Origin of the sequence: Burkholderia sp. 22088 (genome assembly GCF_052045915.1) — a bacterium.
In the GTDB taxonomy this organism is placed as follows: domain Bacteria; phylum Pseudomonadota; class Gammaproteobacteria; order Burkholderiales; family Burkholderiaceae; genus Burkholderia; species Burkholderia cepacia.
Window position 1 is genome coordinate 81,854 of sequence record NZ_JBQEPY010000001.1, and the last position, 22,075, is coordinate 103,928.

The 22,075-nt window shown below is 64.6% G+C and carries 20 protein-coding genes and 1 tRNA gene; 17 read left to right on the forward strand and 4 right to left on the reverse strand.

Annotated elements, in window-relative coordinates; genetic code table 11:
- Positions 1 to 60: 60 nt before the first annotated feature.
- Positions 61 to 1,734 carry an electron transfer flavoprotein-ubiquinone oxidoreductase gene (locus ACTJLD_RS00350; RefSeq protein ID WP_175755979.1) on the reverse strand — a complete coding sequence of 558 codons (1,674 nt, stop codon included), beginning with the start codon at positions 1,732 to 1,734 and terminating at the stop codon, positions 61 to 63.
- Between the two features lie 178 nt (positions 1,735 to 1,912).
- Between ACTJLD_RS00350 and ACTJLD_RS00355 the strand changes: the two genes are divergently transcribed.
- Positions 1,913 to 2,695, forward strand: coding sequence for an SDR family oxidoreductase (locus ACTJLD_RS00355; RefSeq protein ID WP_011351770.1), 783 nt, complete (start codon positions 1,913 to 1,915; stop codon positions 2,693 to 2,695).
- A gap of 32 nt (positions 2,696 to 2,727) precedes the next feature.
- The gene (locus ACTJLD_RS00360) at positions 2,728 to 3,168 is read left to right on the forward strand and encodes an acyl-CoA thioesterase (protein ID WP_027787712.1); all 441 of its coding nucleotides are present in this window, start codon (positions 2,728 to 2,730) and stop codon (positions 3,166 to 3,168) included.
- Between the two features lie 106 nt (positions 3,169 to 3,274).
- Here ACTJLD_RS00360 and ACTJLD_RS00365 read toward each other — a convergent pair whose 3' ends face one another.
- Positions 3,275 to 3,820, reverse strand: a complete 546-nt coding sequence (locus ACTJLD_RS00365; RefSeq protein ID WP_027787711.1) for a LuxR C-terminal-related transcriptional regulator — start codon at positions 3,818 to 3,820, stop codon at positions 3,275 to 3,277.
- A 222-nt stretch (positions 3,821 to 4,042) separates the two neighbouring features.
- Between ACTJLD_RS00365 and ACTJLD_RS00370 the strand changes: the two genes are divergently transcribed.
- Positions 4,043 to 4,747, forward strand: a complete 705-nt coding sequence (locus ACTJLD_RS00370) for a CoA transferase subunit A (protein ID WP_021162428.1) — start codon at positions 4,043 to 4,045, stop codon at positions 4,745 to 4,747.
- 1 nt (position 4,748) lies between these two features.
- Positions 4,749 to 5,390, forward strand: a complete 642-nt coding sequence (locus ACTJLD_RS00375; protein WP_021162427.1) for a CoA transferase subunit B — start codon at positions 4,749 to 4,751, stop codon at positions 5,388 to 5,390.
- Between the two features lie 79 nt (positions 5,391 to 5,469).
- Here ACTJLD_RS00375 and ACTJLD_RS00380 read toward each other — a convergent pair whose 3' ends face one another.
- Positions 5,470 to 6,402, reverse strand: a complete 933-nt coding sequence (locus ACTJLD_RS00380; RefSeq protein WP_440657624.1) for a LysR family transcriptional regulator — start codon at positions 6,400 to 6,402, stop codon at positions 5,470 to 5,472.
- Positions 6,403 to 6,494: 92 nt separating this feature from the next.
- Here ACTJLD_RS00380 and ACTJLD_RS00385 point away from each other — a divergent pair, with 92 nt between their 5' ends.
- The 13 genes from ACTJLD_RS00385 to ACTJLD_RS00445 all read left to right on the forward strand — a co-directional run bounded on the left by ACTJLD_RS00385 (position 6,495) and on the right by ACTJLD_RS00445 (position 19,592).
- The gene (locus tag ACTJLD_RS00385) at positions 6,495 to 7,379 is read left to right on the forward strand and encodes an EamA family transporter (RefSeq protein WP_440657625.1); all 885 of its coding nucleotides are present in this window, start codon (positions 6,495 to 6,497) and stop codon (positions 7,377 to 7,379) included.
- Positions 7,380 to 7,665: 286 nt separating this feature from the next.
- Positions 7,666 to 8,562 carry an alpha/beta fold hydrolase gene (locus ACTJLD_RS00390; RefSeq protein ID WP_175755977.1) on the forward strand — a complete coding sequence of 299 codons (897 nt, stop codon included), beginning with the start codon at positions 7,666 to 7,668 and terminating at the stop codon, positions 8,560 to 8,562.
- A gap of 80 nt (positions 8,563 to 8,642) precedes the next feature.
- Positions 8,643 to 8,996, forward strand: a complete 354-nt coding sequence (locus tag ACTJLD_RS00395) for a RidA family protein (RefSeq protein WP_021162422.1) — start codon at positions 8,643 to 8,645, stop codon at positions 8,994 to 8,996.
- Positions 8,997 to 9,040: 44 nt separating this feature from the next.
- The gene (locus tag ACTJLD_RS00400) at positions 9,041 to 11,275 is read left to right on the forward strand and encodes a RelA/SpoT family protein (RefSeq protein WP_060358202.1); all 2,235 of its coding nucleotides are present in this window, start codon (positions 9,041 to 9,043) and stop codon (positions 11,273 to 11,275) included.
- An 87-nt stretch (positions 11,276 to 11,362) separates the two neighbouring features.
- A tRNA-Val gene (locus ACTJLD_RS00405) sits at positions 11,363 to 11,439 on the forward strand.
- A 271-nt stretch (positions 11,440 to 11,710) separates the two neighbouring features.
- Positions 11,711 to 13,618 (forward strand): threonine--tRNA ligase, encoded by a 1,908-nt coding sequence (gene thrS / locus ACTJLD_RS00410; RefSeq protein ID WP_027787704.1) that lies wholly within the window; start codon positions 11,711 to 11,713, stop codon positions 13,616 to 13,618.
- A gap of 49 nt (positions 13,619 to 13,667) precedes the next feature.
- Complete coding sequence (gene infC, locus ACTJLD_RS00415; RefSeq protein ID WP_071734130.1) at positions 13,668 to 14,192, forward strand: translation initiation factor IF-3; 525 nt, start codon at positions 13,668 to 13,670, stop codon at positions 14,190 to 14,192.
- 189 nt (positions 14,193 to 14,381) lie between these two features.
- Positions 14,382 to 14,579, forward strand: coding sequence for a 50S ribosomal protein L35 (gene rpmI, locus ACTJLD_RS00420; RefSeq protein ID WP_004191477.1), 198 nt, complete (start codon positions 14,382 to 14,384; stop codon positions 14,577 to 14,579).
- A gap of 30 nt (positions 14,580 to 14,609) precedes the next feature.
- Complete coding sequence (rplT, locus tag ACTJLD_RS00425; RefSeq protein ID WP_004192938.1) at positions 14,610 to 14,969, forward strand: 50S ribosomal protein L20; 360 nt, start codon at positions 14,610 to 14,612, stop codon at positions 14,967 to 14,969.
- A 148-nt stretch (positions 14,970 to 15,117) separates the two neighbouring features.
- Positions 15,118 to 16,131: a phenylalanine--tRNA ligase subunit alpha gene (pheS, locus tag ACTJLD_RS00430; protein WP_021162419.1), complete on the forward strand. Its 1,014-nt coding sequence runs from the start codon at positions 15,118 to 15,120 to the stop codon at positions 16,129 to 16,131.
- A 96-nt stretch (positions 16,132 to 16,227) separates the two neighbouring features.
- A complete protein-coding gene (gene pheT / locus ACTJLD_RS00435) occupies positions 16,228 to 18,657 on the forward strand; it encodes a phenylalanine--tRNA ligase subunit beta (protein WP_060196563.1) in 2,430 nt (809 codons plus the stop codon).
- A 72-nt stretch (positions 18,658 to 18,729) separates the two neighbouring features.
- Positions 18,730 to 19,116 carry an integration host factor subunit alpha gene (locus ACTJLD_RS00440; RefSeq protein WP_006486093.1) on the forward strand — a complete coding sequence of 129 codons (387 nt, stop codon included), beginning with the start codon at positions 18,730 to 18,732 and terminating at the stop codon, positions 19,114 to 19,116.
- Between the two features lie 62 nt (positions 19,117 to 19,178).
- Positions 19,179 to 19,592, forward strand: coding sequence for a MerR family transcriptional regulator (locus ACTJLD_RS00445; protein WP_027787702.1), 414 nt, complete (start codon positions 19,179 to 19,181; stop codon positions 19,590 to 19,592).
- An 80-nt stretch (positions 19,593 to 19,672) separates the two neighbouring features.
- On the opposite strand, the gene ACTJLD_RS00450 is transcribed toward ACTJLD_RS00445, so the two are convergent.
- Positions 19,673 to 21,883 (reverse strand): hypothetical protein, encoded by a 2,211-nt coding sequence (locus ACTJLD_RS00450; RefSeq protein WP_440657627.1) that lies wholly within the window; start codon positions 21,881 to 21,883, stop codon positions 19,673 to 19,675.
- Between the last annotated feature and the right edge of the window lie 192 nt (positions 21,884 to 22,075).

The following is a 22,075-nucleotide window of genomic DNA, read 5'->3' on the forward strand; positions in this document are numbered from 1 at the left end:
CCCGTTTCGTTTGTGGCGACCGGCAAAAACGCGCCGCTCGCGGCGGCGCGTCTTGGCGGATTACATGTTCGGGTAATTCGGCCCGCCACCGCCTTCCGGCGTGACCCACACGATGTTCTGCGTCGGGTCCTTGATGTCGCAGGTCTTGCAGTGCACGCAGTTCTGCGCGTTGATCACGAGGCGATCGCTGCCGTCGTCGTTCTTCACGAACTCGTACACCGCTGCCGGGCAGAAACGTCCTTCCGGCCCCGCATACGTGCGCAGGTTCACGTTCACCGGCACGTTTGCATCCTTCAGGGTCAGGTGCGCCGGCTGGTTCTCTTCATGGTTCGTGTTCGAGATGAACACCGACGACAGCCGGTCGAACGTCAGCTTGCCGTCCGGCTTCGGGTACTCGATCGGCTCGCACTGCGACGCCGGCTTCAGCATCTCGTGGTCCGCATGCTTGTGGTGCAGCGTCCACGGCACGTTGCCGCCCATCACCTTCTGCTCGAGGCCGACCATCAGCGTACCGAGGTACAGCCCCTTCGCCATCCACTGCTTGAAGTTGCGCGCGCGGTACAGCTCCGTGTACAGCCACGATTGCTTGAAGGCATCCGGGTAGGCGTTGAGCTCGTCCGACTGGCGGCCCGCCTGCACCGCGTCGAACGCGGCGTCGGCGGCCAGCATGCCGGTCTTGATCGCCGCGTGGCTGCCCTTGATCCGCGATGCGTTCAGGAAGCCCGCGTCGTCGCCGATCAGCGCGCCGCCCGGGAACACCGTCTTCGGCAGCGACAGCAGCCCGCCCGCCGTGATCGCGCGCGCGCCGTACGACACGCGCTTGCCACCTTCGAGGAATGCGCGGATCGACGGGTGCGTCTTGTAGCGCTGGAATTCCTCGAACGGCGACAGGTACGGGTTCGTGTAGCCGAGGCCCACCACGAAGCCGACCACGACCTGGTTGTTGTCCATGTGATACAGGAACGAGCCGCCGTAGGTGTCCGACTTCAGCGGCCAGCCGGCCGTGTGGATCACGAGGCCCGGCTTGTGCTTGGCGGGATCGATTTCCCACAGCTCCTTGATGCCGATCCCGTACGCCTGCGGATCGGCGTTCGCGTCGAGCTTGAACTTCGAGATCAACTGGCGGCCGAGGTGGCCGCGGCAGCCTTCGGCGAACAGCGTGTACTTCGCGTGCAGTTCCATGCCGAGCTGGAAGTTCTCGGTCGGCTCGCCGTCCTTGCCCACGCCCATGTTGCCGGTCGCGACGCCTTTCACGGAGCCGTCGTCGTTGTACAGGATCTCGGCGGCCGGGAAGCCCGGGAAGATCTCGACGCCCAGCGCTTCGGCCTGCTGGCCGAGCCAGCGCGTGACATTACCGAGCGAAATCACGTAGTTGCCGTGGTTCTGGAAGTTGGCGGGCAGCGCCCAGTTCGGCGTGGTGATCGCGCTTTTCTCGGACAGGAACAGGAAGCGGTCTTCCGTCACCTCGACGTCGAGCGGCGCGCCGCGTTCCTTCCAGTCGGGGAACAGTTCGGTGATCGCGCGCGGGTCCATCACCGCACCCGACAGGATGTGCGCGCCGATCTCGGAACCTTTCTCGAGCACGCACACGCCGATCTCGGTGCCTTTCTCGGCGGCCAGCTGCTTGAGCCGGATCGCCGCCGACAGCCCGGCGGGGCCGCCGCCGACGATCACGACGTCGTATTCCATCGATTCGCGCGGGCCATATTGCTCGATGAGGCTTGCGGGGGTCATTGGCGTTCCTCTAACCGTTAGAATGCTTTTATTCGGGAGCGTATTGTCTGCGAAACGAAACGCTTGCCGCAACAGCATGCGGCTAGATTAGCACGATCGTTCTATTTTTGTGCTAGGGTAATGCCGCTCGGGCCGTGCTGCCCGTAGCGGCGAAACGACATCGAAAGGGGATGTGCAAATGGGTCGTTCGATCAATCTGGAAGGCAAGGTTGCGCTGGTCACGGGGGCGTCGAGCGGCCTGGGGCAGCGTTTTGCGCAGGTGCTGTCGCAGGCCGGTGCAAAGGTCGTGCTCGCGAGTCGTCGCGTCGAGCGCCTGAAGGAGTTGCGTGCCGAGATCGAGGCGGCGGGCGGCGCCGCGCACGTCGTGTCGCTCGACGTCACCGACGTCCAGAGCATCAAGGCGGCGGTCGCGCATGCGGAAACGGAGGCCGGCACGATCGACATCCTCGTGAACAATTCGGGTGTCTCGACGATGCAGAAGCTCGTCGACGTGACGCCGGCCGATTTCGAGTTCGTGTTCGATACCAACACGCGCGGCGCGTTTTTCGTCGCGCAGGAAGTCGCGAAGCGGATGATCATGCGCGCGAACGGCAGCGGCAACGGCAAGCCGCCGTGCCGGATCATCAATATCGCGTCGGTGGCCGGCCTGCGCGTGTTCCCGCAGATCGGGCTGTACGCGATGAGCAAGGCCGCGGTCGTGCAGATGACGCGCGCGATGGCGCTCGAGTGGGGGCGCCACGGGATCAACGTCAACGCGATCTGTCCGGGTTATATCGATACCGAAATCAATCATTACCTGTGGGAAACCGAGCAGGGCCAGAAGCTGCAGTCGATGCTGCCGCGCCGGCGCGTCGGCAAGCCGCAGGATCTCGACGGGCTGTTGTTGCTGCTCGCGGCCGACGAGTCGCAGTTCATCAATGGCTCGATTATCTCCGCCGACGACGGCTTCGGCCTCGCCTGAGCGGATGACATTCAGCAACACAGAAGACTGCAATGAGCGCAACAAGCGATTACTCCCCCGTATTTGAGATGTCGATGCCGATCCGCTGGGGCGACATGGACGCGTTCGGCCATGTGAACAACACGGTCTATTTCCGCTACATGGAGCAGGCACGGATCTCGTGGTTCGAGGAGCTCGGCATCGCCGGCGGCAATGGCGAGGGGCAGGGGCCCGTCATCGTCACGGCGTCGATGGAATTCCTCAAGCAACTGCACTATCCGGGCGACGTGATCGCGAAGATGTCGGCCGCGAAACCCGGCCGGAGCAGCTTCGACACCGGTTTCGAGCTTACGCGCGCGGACGATCCGCAGCACGTCTATGCGCGCGGCAAGGCGCGCTGCGTGTGGGTCGACTACGCGCTCGGCAAGTCGGTACCGCTGCCCCAGTTGCTGCGCGACACGATCGAGCGCGCGCTCGCGACGAAGGTCGGCTGAGTGCCGGCACGGCGAGGCCGGCGCCCGGGCGCCGGCGGCACGCCATGCCTGCCTGTTTCACGAATCGGCCGCCATGCGCGGCCGATTGTCATACGGGAGCCGCCATTCACTGCCCGAGCAGGCGCTGCAGCAGCTCCGGCGTATTGTTTGTGCCGTACTTGCGCATCAGCCGCGCGCGGTAGATGTCGACCGTGCGCGAGCTGATGTCGAGCACGCGCCCGATCTGCTTGCTGGTCTTGCCGGTCGCGAGCTGGGCCGCGATCTCGCGCTCGCGCGGGGTCAGTTCGACGGCGACCCGGCGCGTCGCGCTCAAATCCTCGAAGGTCCAGACGCCTGCCGCGAGCGGTGCGGTGCGGTCGAGCGCGCGGCCGGTGACGTGGCACCAGAACAGCTCGCCGTCCGCGCGTTTCATGATTCTGTCGTCCGAGTAGATGCCGTTTGCGGCCATCATGCGCGCGATACGTTCGCCGATTCGCTGGAATTCGTCCGTCGACGGGTAGAGCACCTCGTACGATTTCCCGATCAGGTCGGCCCGCACGCAGCGGAAGATCGACGCGAGCGCGTCGTTGCAATCCTCGATCACGCGGTCGCGCGACAGGACGAGGCCGAGCGGCGCGAGATGGAAGGCGGTCTGGTAATCGAGAGCGGGCATGGCGCAGGCAAGCGGAGGCAAACGCTTATGTATTTTTGCGTATTGTGCCGCATCCGCGCCGCATCGTACCCTTTCAGGCATCTCGTGGCGGTTTGCCGCGGTATAAAAACAGCGCGCCTCGACGCAGGCATCGCCGTGCATGCATAGAATGATGCGGCGGGCTTGCGGGCCACGTGGCGCGTGAACCGGTTTCGCTGGTTTCCATAGAGGAAGGGACAACAGATGAACAAAGTCTATCCAAGCGCGGCTGCCGCGCTGGAAGGGATCGTCCGTGACGGACAGACCTTCGCGGTGGGCGGCTTCGGCCTGTGCGGGATTCCGGAGGCGCTGATCGCGGCGTTGCGCGATTCGGCCGTCAAGGGCATCACCTGCATCAGCAACAACGCGGGCGTCGACGGTTTCGGCCTCGGCCTGTTGCTGGAAACGCGCCAGATCAAGAAGATGATCTCGTCGTACGTCGGGGAGAACAAGGAGTTCGAGCGCCAGTACCTGGCCGGCGAACTCGAACTCGAATTCACGCCGCAAGGCACGCTCGCCGAAAAGCTGCGTGCGGGCGGCGCGGGCATCCCGGCGTTCTTCACGAACACGGGCTACGGCACCGTGATCGCGGAAGGCAAGGAAACGCGCCAGTTCGGCGATCGCCACTACGTGCTCGAGCCGTCGCTGACGGCCGATGTCGCGCTCGTGAAGGCCTGGAAGGCCGACAAGTCGGGCAACCTGATCTATCGCCGCACCGCGCGCAACTTCAACCCGATGTGCGCGATGGCCGGCAAGATCACCGTCGCGGAGGTCGAGGAAATCGTCGAGAACGGCGAGCTCGATCCGGATCACATCCACACGCCGGGGATTTTCGTGCAGCGCATCGTGCTGAACGCGACGCCCGAAAAACGCATCGAACAACGCGTCGTACGCGCGAAAGGAGACTGACATGGCCTGGAATCGTGACCAGATGGCCGCGCGCGCGGCGAAGGAACTGCAGGACGGCTTCTACGTGAACCTCGGCATCGGCCTGCCGACGCTCGTCGCGAACCACGTGCCGGAAGGCGTCGAGGTGTGGCTGCAGTCGGAGAACGGCCTGCTCGGCATCGGCCCGTCGCCGACCGAAGACGAAGTCGACGCCGATCTCATCAACGCCGGCAAGCAAACCGTCACGACGCTGCCGGGCTCGTCGATCTTCTCGTCGGCCGATTCGTTCGCGATGATCCGCGGCGGCCACATCAACCTCGCGATCCTCGGCGCGATGCAGGTCAGCAAGCAGGGTGACCTCGCGAACTGGATGATCCCCGGCAAGATGATCAAGGGGATGGGCGGCGCGATGGATCTCGTCGCCGGCGTGAAGCGTGTCGTCGTGCTGATGGAGCATGTCGCGAAGGGCGATCAGCACAAGATCCTCGAGGAATGCAACCTGCCGTTGACGGGTGTCGGTGTGGTCGACCTGATCATCACCGATCTCGGCGTGATCGAAGTGACGCCGTCCGGCCTGAAGGTCCTCGAGCTTGCCGATGGCGTGAGCGCCGACGAGATCCAGGCAAAGACGGGCGCGCCGCTCGACGTCAGCGCGGTCGCCTGAGTTTTCTTCATGTCGATTCGCCCCGCATGCCGTCAGGCATGCGGGGCGTTTATGTTTGTGGCATGCGCGCCCGGCCGCGTCAGACGGCGGTCTGCAACGATTCCAAGCGTTGTTCGCCGGTGGGTGTGCCGTCGTCGGGTGAATCCAGCTGCAGCGCATGAAACAGGAAGCGTTGCAGCGTGACTGCCGCCGACGTGTGATCGCCGAGGTCCGCGCGGCTGAACAGCCCGAAATCCGCGGCGGGTGGCGCGGGCAACCCGGCTGCCAGCGGATCGAGTGCGCGCATCGTGTCGCGACGCACGTTCCAGTCGAGCAGTACCGCGACGCCGAGGCCTGCCTCGACCGCCGACTGGATCGCGGACAGGCTCGTGCTGGTGCAGATGACGCGCCACGCACGGCCGGCGTCGCGCAACATCGCGAACAGCTTTTCCTGCCACGGGCAGGTGCCGCCGAACGCAACGATCGGCACCGGTTCGTTGCGAGGGAGCCGGTTGGTGGTGGCTGCGGCGGCCCAGTGCAGCGGATGCTGCCATGTCGCGAGCGGCTCTGCCCGGATCAGCGCGGGGTCGCCGATCACGAAATCCAGTGCGTGGCTCGAGAGTCGCTGCGACAGGACGGGGCTCGTGTCGACGACGATCTCGAGCGCGACGTTCGGAAATGACGCTGCGAACTGTCGCAACGCGTGCGGCAGACGGCCGACGGCGATGTCCTCGAGGACACCGAGCCGGACGGTGCCCGAGATGTCGCCTGCGGCGAGCGCAGCGCGTGCGGCGAGCCCGACGCCGAGCAGCTGGTGTGCATAGGGCAGCAGCATGTTGCCCGCGGCCGTCGGCGTGACGCCGCGCGGCGAGCGTTCGAGCAGGCGCTGGCCGACTTCATCCTCGAGCCGTCGCAGCGCCATGCTGACGGCGGCCTGCGTGCGATGTAGCGCTGTTGCCGCCGTGCTGACGCTGCCGGTTTCGACCACGGTGACGAACGTGCGCAGCAGGGTGCTGTCGAGATCGCGGGTCATCAATATTCCTGATGCGGGCATAAGAATTATCAGCTTATATCAAGCATGCGGCCGCGGTTAGCATCGGCGTGTCACTGAACCGGAGCGGTTGCATGAGCGAGGAATCGAGTACGGTACGACCGGATGTCGCGCAGCGCGTGGCGTCACCTTTCACGAATGCGGTGGCGCCGCTGCTGGCCGTCGCGTCGATGTGCAGCGTGCAGCTCGGCGCGGCGCTGTCGAGGCCGGCGACGATCGAGTACGGCACCGTCAGCACGACCTGGCTGCGGCTCTGTTTCGCCGCGCTCGCGCTGGCCGTTGTCGTCCGGCCGCCGCTCCACACCTATTCGCGGCAGCGCTGGATCGCGGCCATCGCGCTCGGCACGGCGATGGCCGCGATGACGCTGTGCTTCTTCGAAGCCGTGCGTCGCGTGCCGCTCGGGCTGGCGGTCGCGATCAACTTTCTCGGGCCGCTGGCGGTCGCCACGATCGGCGTGCGCAAGCCGGCGATGCTGGCATGGCCGGCACTTGCGCTGGCTGGCGTGCTGCTGCTGGCGCGGCAGGACGGCATGTGGGTGACGGCGCCGGCCGCGCTGGTCTTCCCGGTCGGCTCTGCGCTTGGCTGGGCCGCCTATATCGTGTTGATGAAGCGTGTCGGCACGCTGTTCGAAGGGCTGCAAGGGCTGTCCGCGTCGCTGTTCGTGGCCGCGCTCGTCACGACGCCGTTCGGGCTGGCGCAAAGCGGCGGCCACTTGCCGGCCGGCCAACTGATCGATGCCGCGTATCTGGCGGTGCTCGTCCCGCTGTTTCCTTACGTGCTCGAACTGATTGCGTTGCGACGGATGAGCGCATCGGCATTCGGCATCCTGATGAGCGCCGAGCCCGCGATCGCTGCGGGGATCGGTTATGTCGTGCTGGCGCAGCCGATGAGCACGCTGCAGGTCGCCGGCACGCTGTGCGTGGTCGGTGCGAGCATCGGCGCGGTCATGCAGAAATAGCCGCGCTTTCCCGGTCATGACGGGCCGGTGCGCGATGGTGCGTTTGCGGCGCCGTCGCCGCGGCCGCAGGGGAGGCTGGATCGGCAGCCTGCTGAACACGGAACACCGCGCCCGATTCCGCACGGCCGCGTGACATTTCATTGGCGCTCGCACGAGCCGCAAGCCCGCAAGGGTGGTCAGGCGACTCGTGATCCGGAACGGGTTTACAATCGATCGCATCCCCCGGCTGCCCTGGCGGGCCGGGCCCACATGCCATCGCGCCGCACCGTTCGGCAGGACGCCTCCGATGCCCACTTCCCCAGTGAACTCCCCGATTCCCCGTCAGCGGCGCGTGCAGTGTGCGAGCGCGGCCGGCCTTCACCACGTCGCCTATACCGAGTGGGGCGATCCCGCGAACCCGCGCGTGCTGGTTTGCGTGCACGGCCTGACCCGTTCCGGGCGCGATTTCGACCGGCTTGCCACGGCACTGTCCGATACGTATCGCGTCGTCTGCCCCGACATCGTCGGGCGCGGCCAATCGGACTGGCTGGCCGATCCGCGGCTCTACGCGATTCCGCAATACGTGGCCGACATGGTGACGCTGATCGCGCGACTCGACGTCGAATCGGTCGACTGGTTCGGCACGTCGATGGGCGGCCTGATCGGCATGGCGTTCGCGGGGCTGCCCGGATCGCCGCTACGCCGGATGATCGTCAACGACGTCGGCCCGCGCATCGAACCCGATTCGCTGACGCGCATCGGCGAATATCTCGGCGTGCAGCCGCGCTTTGCGACCGAGCAGGAGGGCATCGACTATCTGACGTCGCTGTCGCTGCCGTTCGGTGCGCTGAGCGCCGACGAGTGGCGCGAGATCAACGGGCCGCTGTTGCGCGAACTGCCCGAAGGTGGCTGGACGGTCCGCTACGATCCGCGCATCGCCGAGCCGTTCAAGGCAACCACGCCCGAGTTGGCCGCACTCGGCGAGGCCGCGCTGTGGCATGCCATCGAGACGACGGATGCATCGCTGCTCGTCGTGCGGGGCGAGACGTCCGACCTGCTGTCGCGCGAGACGGTGGCCGAGATGGTGCGTCGTGGCCGACATGTCACGCACGCCGAGATTCCAGGGGCGGGCCATGCGCCGGCGTTCGTCGACGCAGGCCAGATTGCGCTCGCGCGGCGGTTTTTCGTCGAAGGCGGCGCATAAACGCGTCATAATATGCGGTTCGACGGCACGCGGGCCGTGCCGTCACCCGAATCTCCATCCACTCACGACCGGAACATTCCATGGCAGTCATTCGTCACCACGTCGGGGCCCGACTCTCCGAAACCGCGATCCACAACGGTACCGTGTATCTGGCCGGCCAGATCGCCGAAGACACCACGCAGGACATCAAGGGCCAGACGCGCGAAGTGCTCGGCCACATCGACCGCCTGCTCGCCGAAGCGAACAGCGACAAGGCGCATCTGCTGTCGGTGCAGATCTACATTTCCGATCTGGCGAATTTCGACGGCATGAATGCGGAGTGGGACGCATGGGTCGCGCAGGGCAACACGCCGCCGCGCGCCACCGTCGAGGCGAAGCTCGCGGATCCGGCGTTGCTCGTCGAGATCGTGGTGGTCGCCGCACAGCGGAGCTGAACCGGACGTAACCCGACGATGATCGCATTCCGCCAGGCCAAGCAATGACCGAGTCCGTTTCCGCTTCCCCCGTCGCGGCACCGTCGTTCGACGACGTGCTCGCGTTCGTGCGCGAACGGGCCGGCGACGCGCGCCTGTCGTCGGGCGAACTGCTCGCCGATCACTCGGCGGGCACGGCGTCGATCATGCGCACGCTGAACGTCGATCCGCCCGCGATGCAGGCGGCCGCACTGTTCGTGCTGACGCCGCACCTGAGCGACCCCGAGCGCGAACTCACCGAGCGTTTCGGCGACGAAGTGGCGCGGCTCGTGTCCGACGTGCGCAAGCTGTTGCGGCTCGGTACCGTCAGCCTGCGTGCCGCGCAGAACGCGGTGCCCGATGCGGGGCGCGACACGGCGGAAGAGCGGCGTACGCAGATCGAGGCGCTGCGCAAGATGCTGCTCGCGTTCGCGCAAGACATCCGCGTGGTGTTGATCCGGCTCGCGTCGCGCCTGCAGTCGCTGCGCTACTACGCGGCCGCGAAGATCGACCCGCCGCCCGACGTCGCGCGCGAGACGCTCGAGATCTATGCGCCGCTCGCGAACCGTCTCGGTATCTGGCAACTGAAGTGGGAGCTCGAGGATCTCGCGTTCCGCTTCGAGGATCCTGTCACCTACAAGCGGATCGCGAAGCTGCTCGACGAGAAGCGCATCGAGCGCGAAGCGTACGTCACGCAGGCGATCGACCGGTTGCAGCAGGAGCTGGCGGACGCGCACATCCAGGCCGATGTGAGCGGCCGGCCGAAGCATATCTACAGCATCTGGCGCAAGATGCGCGGCAAGGAGCTCGATTTCTCCGAGCTGTACGACGTGCGCGCGTTTCGCGTGATCGTGCCGGACATCAAGGATTGCTACGCGGTGCTCGGCATCGTGCATCACCTGTGGCAGCCGGTGCCGAAGGAGTTCGACGATTACATCTCGCGGCCGAAGCCGAACGGCTACAAGTCGCTGCATACGGTCGTGATCGGCGATGACGGCCGCGCGTTCGAGGTGCAGATCCGCACGCAGGAGATGCACCGTTTCGCCGAGTACGGCGTCGCCGCGCACTGGCGCTACAAGGAGGCCGGCGCGCGCGGCTACGGCGGCCAGTTCTCGGCGAGCGACAAATACGACGAGAAGATCGCATGGCTGCGGCAGTTGCTCGCGTGGAAGGATGACGTCGAGGACGGCGCGGAAAAGTCGGGCGACAAGGCGTGGGCCCAATTGCGCGAGACGTCGCTCGACGACGACCACATCTACGTGCTGACGCCGCAGGCGCGTGTGATCGCGTTGCCGCAGGGCGCGACGCCGGTCGATTTCGCGTACCACCTGCACAGTGAGCTTGGCCATCGCTGCCGTGGCGCGCGCGTCGACGGCGCGATGGTGCCGCTCAACACGCCGCTCGCAAACGGCCAGACGGTCGAGATCGTCGCGGTGAAGGAGGGCGGGCCGTCGCGCGACTGGCTGAACCTGCAGCTCGGTTACATGAAGAGCCCGCGTGCGCGTCAGAAGGTGCGTGCATGGTTCAACTCGATCGAGCAGGAAGAAAACATCTCGCATGGCCGCGCGCTCGTCGAAAAGACGCTGCAGCGCGAGGGCAAGACATCGGTCAACCTGGACAATCTCGCCGCGAAGCTCGGCTTCAAGTCGCCCGAGGAGCTGTTCTCGGTCGTCGGCAAGGAAGAGTTCAGCCTGCGCAATGTCGAGCACGCGCTGTCCGATGCGCCGCCGCCGGAGCCGGCGCCCGAAGCGCCCGCCGATTTCGAGAAGCGCAGCAGCGGCGCGAGCGTGGCGCACGGCGCGTCGACCGGCGTGCTGGTCGTGGGCGTCGACGCGCTGCTGACCCAGCTCGCGCGCTGCTGCCGTCCGGCGCCGCCTGATCCGATCAGCGGTTTCGTCACGCGCGGCAAGGGGATGTCGATCCACCGCACCGATTGCCCGACGTTCCGCCGGATGGTCGAGCGCGCGCCGGAGCGCGTGCTGCAGACGACCTGGTCGGCCGACGTACTCGGCGGGCGCGGTGCGTCCGTCTATCCGGTCGACCTGATGATCGAGGCAAGCGACCGGCAAGGGTTGCTGCGCGATATCTCCGAAGTGTTCGCGCGCGAGAAGATGAACGTGGTGGGCGTGAAGACGCAGAGCCGCCGCAATGCGGCATTCATGCAGTTCACGGTCGAGGTGTCGAACTCGGCGCAGGTGCAGCGCGCGTGCGCGCTGCTCGGCGAGGTGCAAGGCGTCGTGCGGGCGGGGCGGAAGGCATGATATGGGGTTGGAGCCCCGTTATTTTGCTGCGACCGCATAAAAACACTTGCCAAGCCGGTAACGGCTCCATATAATCTTAGCTTCTCTAGGCTCGTAGCTCAGCTGGTTAGAGCACCACCTTGACATGGTGGGGGTCGTTGGTTCGAGTCCAATCGAGCCTACCAACGAATTGAGAATGCCCGGTCTCCGGGTGTTCGATGCAGTAAATAACTCAACGCGAACAAGGCGAATACGGTTATGACACCGCGAACGTTGACCGAAACCTTTTCGGAGCGACGCTAGTCGAGGAACCCTTTCGCCCTTTCAGTCTGAGTGAAGTATCGAATGCGGCCCCTCGAAAGCGGGGCCGCATTTTTTTTGTCGCGAAATTTTCCCGCGCGATTTTCATGTCGCGTACCTGGTCTGCCGCCCACTGTCGGCATCACGGAGATTGCTATGGTTTCGATACGCTTGCCTGACGGCTCAGTTCGACAATACGAGCATCCGGTGACAGTTGCCGAGGTTGCAGCCTCGATCGGTCCCGGCCTTGCGAAGGCTGCGCTTGGTGGCAAGCTCGATGGTGAGCTCGTCGATACGTCGGCCGTGATCGACCGCGACGCGTCGCTCGCGATCGTGACCGACAAGGATGCCGACGGCCTCGACATCATTCGCCACTCGACGGCGCACTTGCTCGCATACGCGGTGAAGGAACTGTATCCGGACGCGCAGGTGACGATCGGCCCGGTGATCGACAACGGCTTCTATTACGACTTCTCGTACAACCGTCCGTTTACGCCTGAAGATCTGGAGAAGATCGAAAAGCGCATGCAGGAGCTCGCGAAGAAGGACGAGCCCGTGACGCGCCGTGTCGTGTCGCGCGACGAAGCGGCGGGCTACTTCCGCAGCATCGGCGAGAAGTACAAGGCCGAGATCATCGAATCGATTCCGCAGAGCGACGAAATCAAGCTGTATTCGCACGGCGGCTTTACCGATCTGTGCCGCGGCCCGCACGTACCGTCGACGGGCAAGCTGAAGGTCTTCAAGCTGATGAAGGTCGCGGGCGCGTACTGGCGCGGCGATTCGAAGAACGAGCAGCTGCAGCGCATCTACGGCACGGCCTGGACGAAGAAGGAAGACCAGGACCAGTACCTGCACATGCTCGAGGAAGCGGAAAAGCGCGACCACCGCAAGCTCGGCAAGCAGCTCGACCTGTTCCACATGCAGGAAGAGTCGCCGGGCATGGTGTTCTGGCATCCGAAGGGCTGGGCGCTGTGGCAGCAGGTCGAGCAATACATGCGCCGCCGGGTGAACGAAGCCGGCTACCTCGAGATCAAGACGCCGATGATCATGGACCGCTCGCTGTGGGAGGCGTCGGGCCATTGGCAGAACTACCGCGAGAACATGTTCACGACGGAGTCGGAGAAGCGCGACTACGCGATCAAGCCGATGAACTGCCCGGGTCACGTCCAGGTGTTCAAGCACGGTTTGCGCTCGTATCGCGACCTGCCGCTGCGCTACGCGGAATTCGGTTCGTGCCACCGCAACGAGGCATCGGGCGCGCTGCACGGCCTGATGCGCGTGCGCGGCTTCGTGCAGGACGATGCGCACATCTTCTGTACGGAAGACCAGTTCATCTCGGAGTCGATCGCGTTCAATACGCTGGCGATGAGCGTGTACAAGGACTTCGGTTTCGATCACATCGACATCAAGCTGTCGCTGCGCCCGGATCAGCGTGCGGGCACGGACGAGACGTGGGATCGTGCCGAGCAGGGCCTGCGCGACGCACTGACCGCCTGCGGTCTGACGTGGGAAGAATTGCCGGGTGAGGGCGCGTTCTACGGTCCGAAGATCGAGTACCACATCAAGGATGCGCTCGGCCGTTCGTGGCAGTGCGGTACGCTGCAGCTCGACATGGTGCTGCCGGAACGCCTCGGCGCCGAGTATGTTGCCGACGACAGCAGCCGTCGCCGGCCGGTGATGTTGCACCGTGCGATCGTCGGTTCGATGGAGCGTTTCCTCGGCATTTTGATCGAGCACCACGCTGGTGCAATGCCTGCCTGGCTCGCGCCGTTCCAGGCAGTTGTGCTCAATATTGCCGAAAGTCAGGCCGAATATGCGCAATCTCTGGCCCAATCGTTGCAAAAACAAGGGGTTAGAGTGACGGCCGATTTGCGCAATGAGAAGATTAGCTATAAAATACGCGAGCACACGCTGGAAAAGGTGCCTTATCTCCTCGTCGTGGGTGATAAGGAGCGTGATGCGCAAACGGTAGCCGTGCGTGCCCGTGGCGGCGTCGATCTTGGCGTGATGCCGGTCGAAGCCTTCGTTGAGCGTCTGCAGGAAGACCTGCGCTCGTTCAAGTAACCGCCCTGGCAGCGCGGCTCGTTTTTTTAATTTTTAGAGGAAACGTAACATCGCTACTGATAAGTCGTCGCATCGCATCAACGGTGAAATCACTGCGCCGGAAGTGCGTCTGGTCGGGATCGAGAACGAACCGCTCGGTATCGTAAAACTCGCTGATGCTTTCCGTAAATCGGAAGAACTGGATGTTGACCTGGTGGAAATCGCGCCGCAAGCGGTTCCCCCGGTTTGCCGTCTGATGGATTACGGCAAGTTCAAGTACCAGGAATCGAAGAAGCAGCACGAAGCGAAGCTGAAGCAGAAGGTCATCCAGGTCAAGGAAGTCAAGTTCCGCCCGGGTACCGATGACGGGGATTACAACGTCAAGCTCCGCAATCTCGTGCGCTTCCTCGAAGAAGGCGACAAGACGAAGATCACGTTGCGTTTCCGCGGTCGCGAAATGGCTCACCAGGAAATCGGTATGCGGATGCTTGAGCGTCTGCGCACGGATCTCGAGGAAGTCGGCCAGGTCGAGCAGATGCCGAAGATGGAAGGGCGCCAGATGATCATGGTGCTCTCGCCGAAGAAAAAGAAGTAACGGGCCCGCGCGCTTCGCGCGCAGGTTCGCAGTGGTTCGGCGCGTTGCCCGATCAGGGCGGCGCGCCAGCAATGACGGCGGCTGCGCAAGCGGTTCGCCGTACACAAGTGGACTGGGTTTCGAAGGGCGGGTCAAGGGCGCAAGCCAACCGCACACCCATCGCCATCTAATAAACTGGAGTTGTTCGTCATGCCTAAGATGAAGACCAAGAAGAGCGCTGCAAAGCGCTTCGTGGTGCGTCCGGGCGGTACCGTCAAGCGCGGTCAAGCCTTCAAGCGTCACATCCTGACCAAGAAAACCACGAAGAACAAGCGCCACCTGCGCGGCGCAACGGCAGTTCATGATTCCGATCTGAACTCCGTCCGCGCGATGCTGCCGTTCGCGTAACCCCTCAATCGATACTCTAAGGAGAGAAACATGCCTCGAGTCAAACGTGGGGTAACCGCACGGGCCCGCCACAAGAAGATCATCAACCTGGCCAAGGGTTATCGCGGTCGCCGCAATAACGTCTACCGCATCGCCAAGCAGGCGGTGATGCGCGCTGGTCAGTACGCATATCGCGATCGTCGCAACAAGAAGCGTGTGTTCCGCGCACTGTGGATTACGCGTATCAACGCGGCGGTTCGTCAGCACGACATGACCTACAGCGTGTTCATCAACGGCCTGAAGAAGGCGTCGATCGAACTCGACCGTAAGGTGCTGGCTGACATGGCGGTGTTCGACAAGGCTGCTTTTGCTGCGATCGTCAAGCAGGTGAAAGCCGCCGTTGCAGCCTAATTGCGAAATTAGCACTGCGTGGTTAGTTGCAGCGATGCTCCGGTAGTTTCGGCCGCTGCAGCGAAAACGGGGCTCTTCCGAGCCCCTTTTTTGTTTGGTGTGCGATTTCGCTCGCCAAGACCGAATGACGTTGGAAATGATGGGATCTATGGATCTGGACCAGATTGTCGCCGACGCGCAGCAGTCCTTCGAACAGGCTGCCGACATCACCACGCTCGAAAACGAGAAAGCACGATTTCTCGGCAAGTCGGGTGCGCTGACCGAGTTGTTGAAGGGCCTCGGCAAGCTCGATCCCGAAGCACGCAAGACCGAAGGCGCACGCATCAACGTCGCGAAGCAGCAGGTTGAAGCCGCGCTGACCGCACGCCGTCAGGCACTGGCCGACGCGCTGCTGAACCAGCGCCTCGCCGCCGAGTCGATCGACGTGACGTTGCCGGGCCGCGGCGCCGGTGCAGGCAGCCTGCACCCCGTGATGCGCACGTGGGAGCGTGTCGAACAGATTTTCGGCTCGATCGGCTTCGATGTGGCAGACGGCCCCGAAATCGAGACCGACTGGTACAACTTCACATCGCTGAACAGCCCGGAGAACCATCCGGCGCGTTCGATGCAGGACACCTTCTACGTCGAAGGCAAGGATGCCGACGGCCGCCAGCTGCTGCTGCGCACGCACACGAGCCCGATGCAGGTGCGTTACGCGCGCATGAACCGTCCGCCGATCAAGGTGATCGCGCCGGGCCGCACGTATCGCGTCGACAGCGATGCGACCCACTCGCCGATGTTCAATCAGGTCGAGGGGCTGTGGATCGACGAAAACATCAGCTTCGCCGATCTCAAGGGCGTCTATACCGACTTCCTGAAAAAATTCTTCGAGCGCGACGACATCCTCGTGCGCTTCCGTCCGTCGTATTTCCCGTTCACGGAACCGTCGGCCGAGATCGACATGATGTTCGAGCAAGGCAAGAACGCCGGCAAGTGGCTCGAGATTTCCGGTTCGGGGCAGGTGCATCCGACCGTGATTCGCAACATGGGCCTCGATCCCGAGCGCTACATCGGCTTCGCGTTCGGCAGCGGCCTCGAGCGCCTGACGATGCTGCGCTACGGCGTCCAGGATCTCCGGCTGTTCTTCGAGAACGACCTGCGTTTCCTGCGCCAGTTCGCGTAACGCCGCGCGCCGCGCCGACCTGTGCCCGTGCACGCCCCGACGGACGATCCGACGGGGCCCGGGCGTCGATCTAACCTGTTTCGAACGTAGACATCCATGCAATTCCCTGAATCCTGGTTGAGAACCTTTGTCGACCCGCAGCTGACGACCGACGAACTGTCGCACGCGCTGACGATGGCGGGGCTCGAAGTCGAATCGCTGAGCAAGGCTGCGCCGCCGACGTCGAAGATCGTCGTCGGCCGCGTGCTCGAAGTCGTCAAGCATCCGGATGCGGACAAGCTCAATGTCTGCCAGGTCGATGCCGGCACCGGCGCGACGCTGAATATCGTCTGCGGCGCACCGAACGTCGCGCCCGGCATCAAGGTGCCGGTCGCGCTGGTCGGCGCGGAACTGCCGCCGGCGGAAGAGGGTGGCAAGCCGTTCGCGATCAAGCTGTCGAAGCTGCGCGGCGTGGAGAGCCAGGGGATGCTGTGCTCGGCACGTGAACTGAAGCTGTCCGAGGATCACAGCGGCCTGCTGGTGCTGCCGGAAGATACGCCGGTCGGCCAGGACATCCGCGAGACGCTCAATCTCGACGACACGATCTTCGAAATCAAGCTGACGCCGAACAAGGCCGATTGCCTGTCCGTGTTCGGCATTGCGCGCGAGACGGCCGCGATCACCGGTGCGCCGCTGACGCCGGTCGATATCCGCCCGGTGCGCGTCGAACTCGACGAAACGCTGCCGGTGCGCATTGCCGCCCCCGATCTGTGCGGTCGCTTCTCGGGTCGTGTGATCCGCGGCGTGAACGCGCGTGCGAAGACCCCGCAGTGGATGATCGAGCGCCTCGAGCGCTCCGGCCAGCGCAGCGTGTCGGCGCTCGTCGACATCTCGAACTACGTGATGTTCGAGCTCGGCCGCCCGTCGCACGTGTTCGATCTCGACAAGATCCACGGTGGCATCGAGGTGCGCTGGGGCAAGCGCGGCGAATCGCTGAAGCTGCTCAACGGCAACACGGTCGAACTCGACGAAACGGTCGGCGTCATTTCGGATGACCGCCAGGTCGAAAGCCTGGCCGGCATCATGGGCGGCGACAGCACGGCCGTCACGCTCGACACGACCAACATCTACCTGGAAGCCGCGTTCTGGTGGCCGGACAGCATCCGCGGCCGCGCGCGCAAGTACAACTTCTCGACCGATGCGGCCCATCGCTTCGAGCGCGGCGTCGATTACGCGACGACCGTCGAGCATGTCGAGCGCATCACGCAGCTGATCCTCGAGATCTGCGGCGGCAAGGCCGGCCCGGTCGACGATCAGTCCGTGAACCTGCCGCAGCGCGCGCCGGTGAAGATGCGCGTGTCGCGCGCGAACCGCATCATCGGCGTGCAGATCGGCGCCGACGAGATCGCCAGCATCTTCACGCGCCTCGGCCTGCCGTTCGAGCGTGAAGACGACGCGTTCCTCGTCACGCCGCCGTCGCATCGCTTCGACATCGAGATCGAGGAAGACCTGATCGAGGAGGTCGCGCGGATCTACGGCTTCGAGAAGATCCCGGCGCGTCCGCCGGTCGCGACGAGCGAAATGCGCGCGACCAACGAGACGCGGCGTTCGATCCACGATGTCCGTCACGCGCTCGCCGCGCGCGACTACGCGGAAACCGTCAACTTCAGCTTCGTCGATGCGGAGTGGGAGCAGGATTTCGCGGGCAACGACCAGCCGATCCGCCTGCTGAACCCGATCGCGAGCCAGCTCTCGGTGATGCGCACGACGCTGTTCGGCAGCCTGATTTCCGTGCTGCGCCACAACCTGAACCGCCGTGCAGATCGCGTGCGCGTGTTCGAGGCTGGCCGTGTGTTCCTCGCCGATGCGTCGGCGAAGGCCGGTGAGCTGACGGTCGAGGGCTACGTGCAGCCGAAGCGCGTCGGTGCGCTTGCCTATGGCCCGGTGCTCGACGAGCAGTGGGGCGTGGCGACCCGTGCGGTCGACTTCTTCGACGTGAAGGGCGATCTCGAGGCGCTGCTCGCGCCGGCAGCCGCACGCTTCGTGAAGGCGGAGCATCCGGCCCTCCATCCGGGGCGCAGCGCGCGAATCGAAGTCGACGGCCGTGCGGTTGGCTGGATCGGCGAGTTGCACCCGCGCCTGATGCAGAAGTACGAGCTGCCGCACGCTCCGGTGATGTTCGAAATCGACGCGGACGCGCTGATTGCGCGTGCGTTGCCCACGCCGACCGAGGTGTCGAAATTCCCGCCGGTTCGTCGCGATATCGCCGTTGTCGTCGATCAGGCGGTCGAGGTTCAGGCACTTTTCGACGAAATGAAGAAGGCGCTTGCCGAAGAGGCCTGCCGATTCGTTCAGAAGGTTGTACTCTTCGACGAATTTCGTGCAAAATCAAATACTTCCGGTGGCCTTGCCGCGCACGAGAAGAGCCTTGCCTTCCGCGTGACGCTGCAGGACGCGGCTGGCACGCTACAGGACGAGGTCGTCGATCAGGCGATCCAGGCGCTGGTCGAGCGGATGGCTCGCGCCGGTGCGCGCCTGCGCGGCTAAGGAGGAGGTCCGCCCGCTCGCGGGCGGCCTTTTCCGATCGTAAGTTTTGATTTAACGCGCTGTATGGCAGATATGAACGACATGACCTCGAGTGAATTCGAAGCCCTCCTGACGGCGCAACGCAGCGCCATGAACCGCGATGCTTCGGCGCCGGCGTCCACCGAGACGCCCACGCTGACGAAAGCGGAACTGGCGGAGTTGCTGTTCGACAGCGTCGGGCTGAACAAGCGTGAAGCGAAGGACATGGTCGAGGCGTTTTTCGAGGTGATTCGCGACGCGCTCGAAAACGGCGAAAGCGTCAAGCTGTCGGGGTTCGGTAATTTCCAGCTGCGCGACAAGCCGCAGCGTCCGGGCCGCAATCCGAAGACGGGCGAGGCGATTCCGATCGCCGCCCGCCGGGTGGTAACCTTCCACGCGAGCCAGAAGCTGAAGGCGCTGGTCGAAAACGGCGCGGAGTAAGCCCCCGCGCGCTGACGTCTCCGCGCGGCCGCCGCGCACCCTTTACCGACGGTTAACCGACGATGACCACTACGGTTGAGAAAGTCGTCTTGCCTCCGATTCCCGCGAAGCGCTACTTCACGATCGGTGAAGTCAGCGAGCTGTGCGGGGTCAAGCCGCATGTGCTGCGTTATTGGGAACAGGAATTTACTCAACTGCGGCCGGTGAAGCGGCGTGGCAATCGTCGGTATTACCAGCACCATGAAGTGCTGCTGATCCGGCGGATTCGCGAGTTGTTGTACGAGCAGGGATTCACGATCAACGGCGCGCGCAACCGGCTCGATTCACCGGGCGGCGAGCGGGCCGCGCCGGCACCCGTCGAGCCGGAGGCCCAGGCCGCCGATGCGCGCACACCGGGCAAGCCGGGCGCAACCGTCGACGTAATTGCATTGCGGCAGGCGCTGCTCGACGTGATCGACGGACTGAAGCACGACTGAGCGCGAAGTACGAAGGATGAAATGAAAAGCCCGGTTGGCGACGTGCCACCGGGCTTTTTGCTGCGCGTCGCGCATGCACATCAACGCGATGCGAGCGGATTCTTTTGGCCCATGTCGACGACCAGCGTGCCGTCCGGCAGCATCCGCACGGAACCTTGCGCGACCTGGCTGCGGTAGCCGTACAGGTCGAAACGCATCGGGCCGGCCTCGGCCGAATTCCTGATCAGCGCGCGCACGTTCAGTTCGAGCACGTTGAACATCTTCATGTCGCCGCCTTCCATCCACATATAGCTCGGCGCATCGATCTGCGGCCGTTGCGGCGCAGGCGAGCCCGCCAGACGCCTGAACGTGAGGCGCAGCCCGTCGCGCTCGACCGTTGCCTGGCCGAGCTTACCGTTCAGCACGGGGGGCGGGAACACGGTGTACTGGTCGAGCACGAGCGTGTCGCCGCGCAGTTCCGCGCCGCGACGCTGCAACGGCGTCAGCGAAGCGAGCTCGATGCCGAGCGAACGCAGCAGCTTCGCCTGCGGAATCCCGAGCACCGACACCTGGGATGGCTTGAACGCGAGATGCCGGTCGTCGAGCACGGACAGCGAGCCCTTCATGTCGGTCGGCAGCCAGACGCCGGGCACATGGTTCCACAGCTTGATGCCGCCCTGGACACGCAGGTTCGTGCCGTCCGCGCTCAGCTGCAGGTCGTTGAGCGAGCGCGGCGAGTAATCGAGCAGATAGTCGTTGAAGAGCGCGGACATCGCCTTCCACGACTCGACGACCGTGCCGCCGAGAATCCGGATGTCGTACTGGTTCGGGTCGTCGAGATCGACGGGTTCGCCGGGCCGCTTCGATACGAGTTCCACGTCGAGATCCTCGACGTGAAAGCCGATATCCCCGGACAGGTTGAAATCGACGTTGCGCAGATGGATCGTCGGGTTGCGGTTCGACACGTGCCGCTCGTTGAACGGCGTGGTCGACGTGCGCCGCATGGCGACCTTCTGCATGCCGGGGGGCGTGGCGTTCGCCGCGAGTGCGTAGGCTTCCCAGTGCTGGCGTATGTCACGCAGCGCAGTCTGCTGCGCGGCGAGGAAGCTGTCGTTCAGGCGCGCGGCCGCGTTGCCGAGCAGCGCGCCGCTGGCCGGGCCCGTGTACGAAGGCATCCGGATCGCCATCGCACCGCTTTCGTCGAAATTGAAGTAGCCGGCCGACACCTGGTCGCGATAGTGGTACAGGTCGAACACGAAAGTCTGGTCGCGCTTCGCGGGGTCGACCGGGCCGATCAGGATGTCCGCGTTCATCGGCATCGAGCGCATGAACTTCACGTCGCCGCCTCGAATGTACATGGCTTGCTGGGGCGCATTCGCAGGCATCGCGAAGCCGGCGTGCGTGCCGTCGTCGAGCTTCAGGTCGAGGCCGGCCGGTGTCACGCGCACCGCGGTGATCGTGAGTTTCAGGCGCGGCGGCGGCATCAGCTTGTCGACCGACATCACGAGATCGTCGCCGGCGAGTTGCGCGATCGGCGTCTGGACTTTCAGCAAGTCGGCCATTTTCACGTTGGCCGCGCGCATCACCGGCTGCGCGTTGATGCCCGAAACGCGCACCCCCGTCGGATGGAACACGAGCTGGCTGCCGTCGCGGATCGCGAGCGTGCCGGTCAGCGAGAACGGCACCCAGCCGTCGCGCTGCATCTCGCCTTGGAGGTGAATCACGCCGTCGCCGGCCGACACGGCGAGCTTGCGCAGCGGCGCGTTGCGGTAGCCGAAGATGTAGGTGTTGAAGAGCGCGGTCAGCTTCGCGTTGTCGAGCGTGACCGTGCCTTCATGCACGTCGATCTCGAAACTCGTCGGATCGTCGAACACGATCGGCGCGCCGACCTGCGTCGGCACCAGCGTGGCGGACAACTGATGGATGAAGAAGCCGAGGTTGTTGACGATACGGAAATCGACGTCGCGCAGGAACGTCATCGCGCCGTTCTGGCCCGAGTCGCGCAGCGTGAACTGGCGCGGTTGCGTCAGGCTGATCGATGCGAGCGACGGCACGGTACGTGCGAGCTGCTGCTCGCGGGCGAGCCGCTCGGTTTTGGTGCGTTCGATCTTCGTTGACGCGATTGACGTGTTGCCGTCACGCTGCGCCGACGATTCCGCGCAACCGGCACAAAGCAGCGCGAGCGCCAGCATGCCGCAGCCGAACACGCGGGATGTTCCGGGCGAGATAGGCCGGGCCGCGCGTTGCGGGCCGGAAATCCAGTCGAAAATTGCCAAAGGCGAGCGATGGCCGCGCCGGACCGCATTCCGCATCGTCTGTCTCCATGTCTTGTCGTGATCGACGGCGGTGCGCGCCACTACACGGCGCGAGCGTCGATGCCGTGCAGTGTGGCATAGCACGCTAGAGCGGCGTTACCAAACAACGGGCGCCCGGGCAGAGTGGGCCAGCGTGCTGCGGGACAACGGATTCGGGGTGGTCGGGCGCGCGGATCAAACGGTCGTTTG

Bases quoted from the DNA above. Each gene is read 5' to 3' on its own strand.
- ACTJLD_RS00350 (WP_175755979.1), bottom strand. From the start codon at position 1,734: ATGACCCCCGCAAGCCTCATCGAGCAATATGGCCCGCGCGAATCGATG.
- ACTJLD_RS00355 (WP_011351770.1), top strand. From the start codon at position 1,913: ATGGGTCGTTCGATCAATCTGGAAGGCAAGGTTGCGCTGGTCACGGGG.
- ACTJLD_RS00360 (WP_027787712.1), top strand. From the start codon at position 2,728: ATGAGCGCAACAAGCGATTACTCCCCCGTATTTGAGATGTCGATGCCG.
- ACTJLD_RS00365 (WP_027787711.1), bottom strand. From the start codon at position 3,820: ATGCCCGCTCTCGATTACCAGACCGCCTTCCATCTCGCGCCGCTCGGC.
- ACTJLD_RS00370 (WP_021162428.1), top strand. From the start codon at position 4,043: ATGAACAAAGTCTATCCAAGCGCGGCTGCCGCGCTGGAAGGGATCGTC.
- ACTJLD_RS00375 (WP_021162427.1), top strand. From the start codon at position 4,749: ATGGCCTGGAATCGTGACCAGATGGCCGCGCGCGCGGCGAAGGAACTG.
- ACTJLD_RS00380 (WP_440657624.1), bottom strand. From the start codon at position 6,402: ATGACCCGCGATCTCGACAGCACCCTGCTGCGCACGTTCGTCACCGTG.
- ACTJLD_RS00385 (WP_440657625.1), top strand. From the start codon at position 6,495: ATGAGCGAGGAATCGAGTACGGTACGACCGGATGTCGCGCAGCGCGTG.
- ACTJLD_RS00390 (WP_175755977.1), top strand. From the start codon at position 7,666: ATGCCCACTTCCCCAGTGAACTCCCCGATTCCCCGTCAGCGGCGCGTG.
- ACTJLD_RS00395 (WP_021162422.1), top strand. From the start codon at position 8,643: ATGGCAGTCATTCGTCACCACGTCGGGGCCCGACTCTCCGAAACCGCG.
- ACTJLD_RS00400 (WP_060358202.1), top strand. From the start codon at position 9,041: ATGACCGAGTCCGTTTCCGCTTCCCCCGTCGCGGCACCGTCGTTCGAC.
- thrS (WP_027787704.1), top strand. From the start codon at position 11,711: ATGGTTTCGATACGCTTGCCTGACGGCTCAGTTCGACAATACGAGCAT.
- rpmI (WP_004191477.1), top strand. From the start codon at position 14,382: ATGCCTAAGATGAAGACCAAGAAGAGCGCTGCAAAGCGCTTCGTGGTG.
- rplT (WP_004192938.1), top strand. From the start codon at position 14,610: ATGCCTCGAGTCAAACGTGGGGTAACCGCACGGGCCCGCCACAAGAAG.
- pheS (WP_021162419.1), top strand. From the start codon at position 15,118: ATGGATCTGGACCAGATTGTCGCCGACGCGCAGCAGTCCTTCGAACAG.
- pheT (WP_060196563.1), top strand. From the start codon at position 16,228: ATGCAATTCCCTGAATCCTGGTTGAGAACCTTTGTCGACCCGCAGCTG.
- ACTJLD_RS00440 (WP_006486093.1), top strand. From the start codon at position 18,730: ATGAACGACATGACCTCGAGTGAATTCGAAGCCCTCCTGACGGCGCAA.
- ACTJLD_RS00445 (WP_027787702.1), top strand. From the start codon at position 19,179: ATGACCACTACGGTTGAGAAAGTCGTCTTGCCTCCGATTCCCGCGAAG.
- ACTJLD_RS00450 (WP_440657627.1), bottom strand. From the start codon at position 21,883: ATGCGGAATGCGGTCCGGCGCGGCCATCGCTCGCCTTTGGCAATTTTC.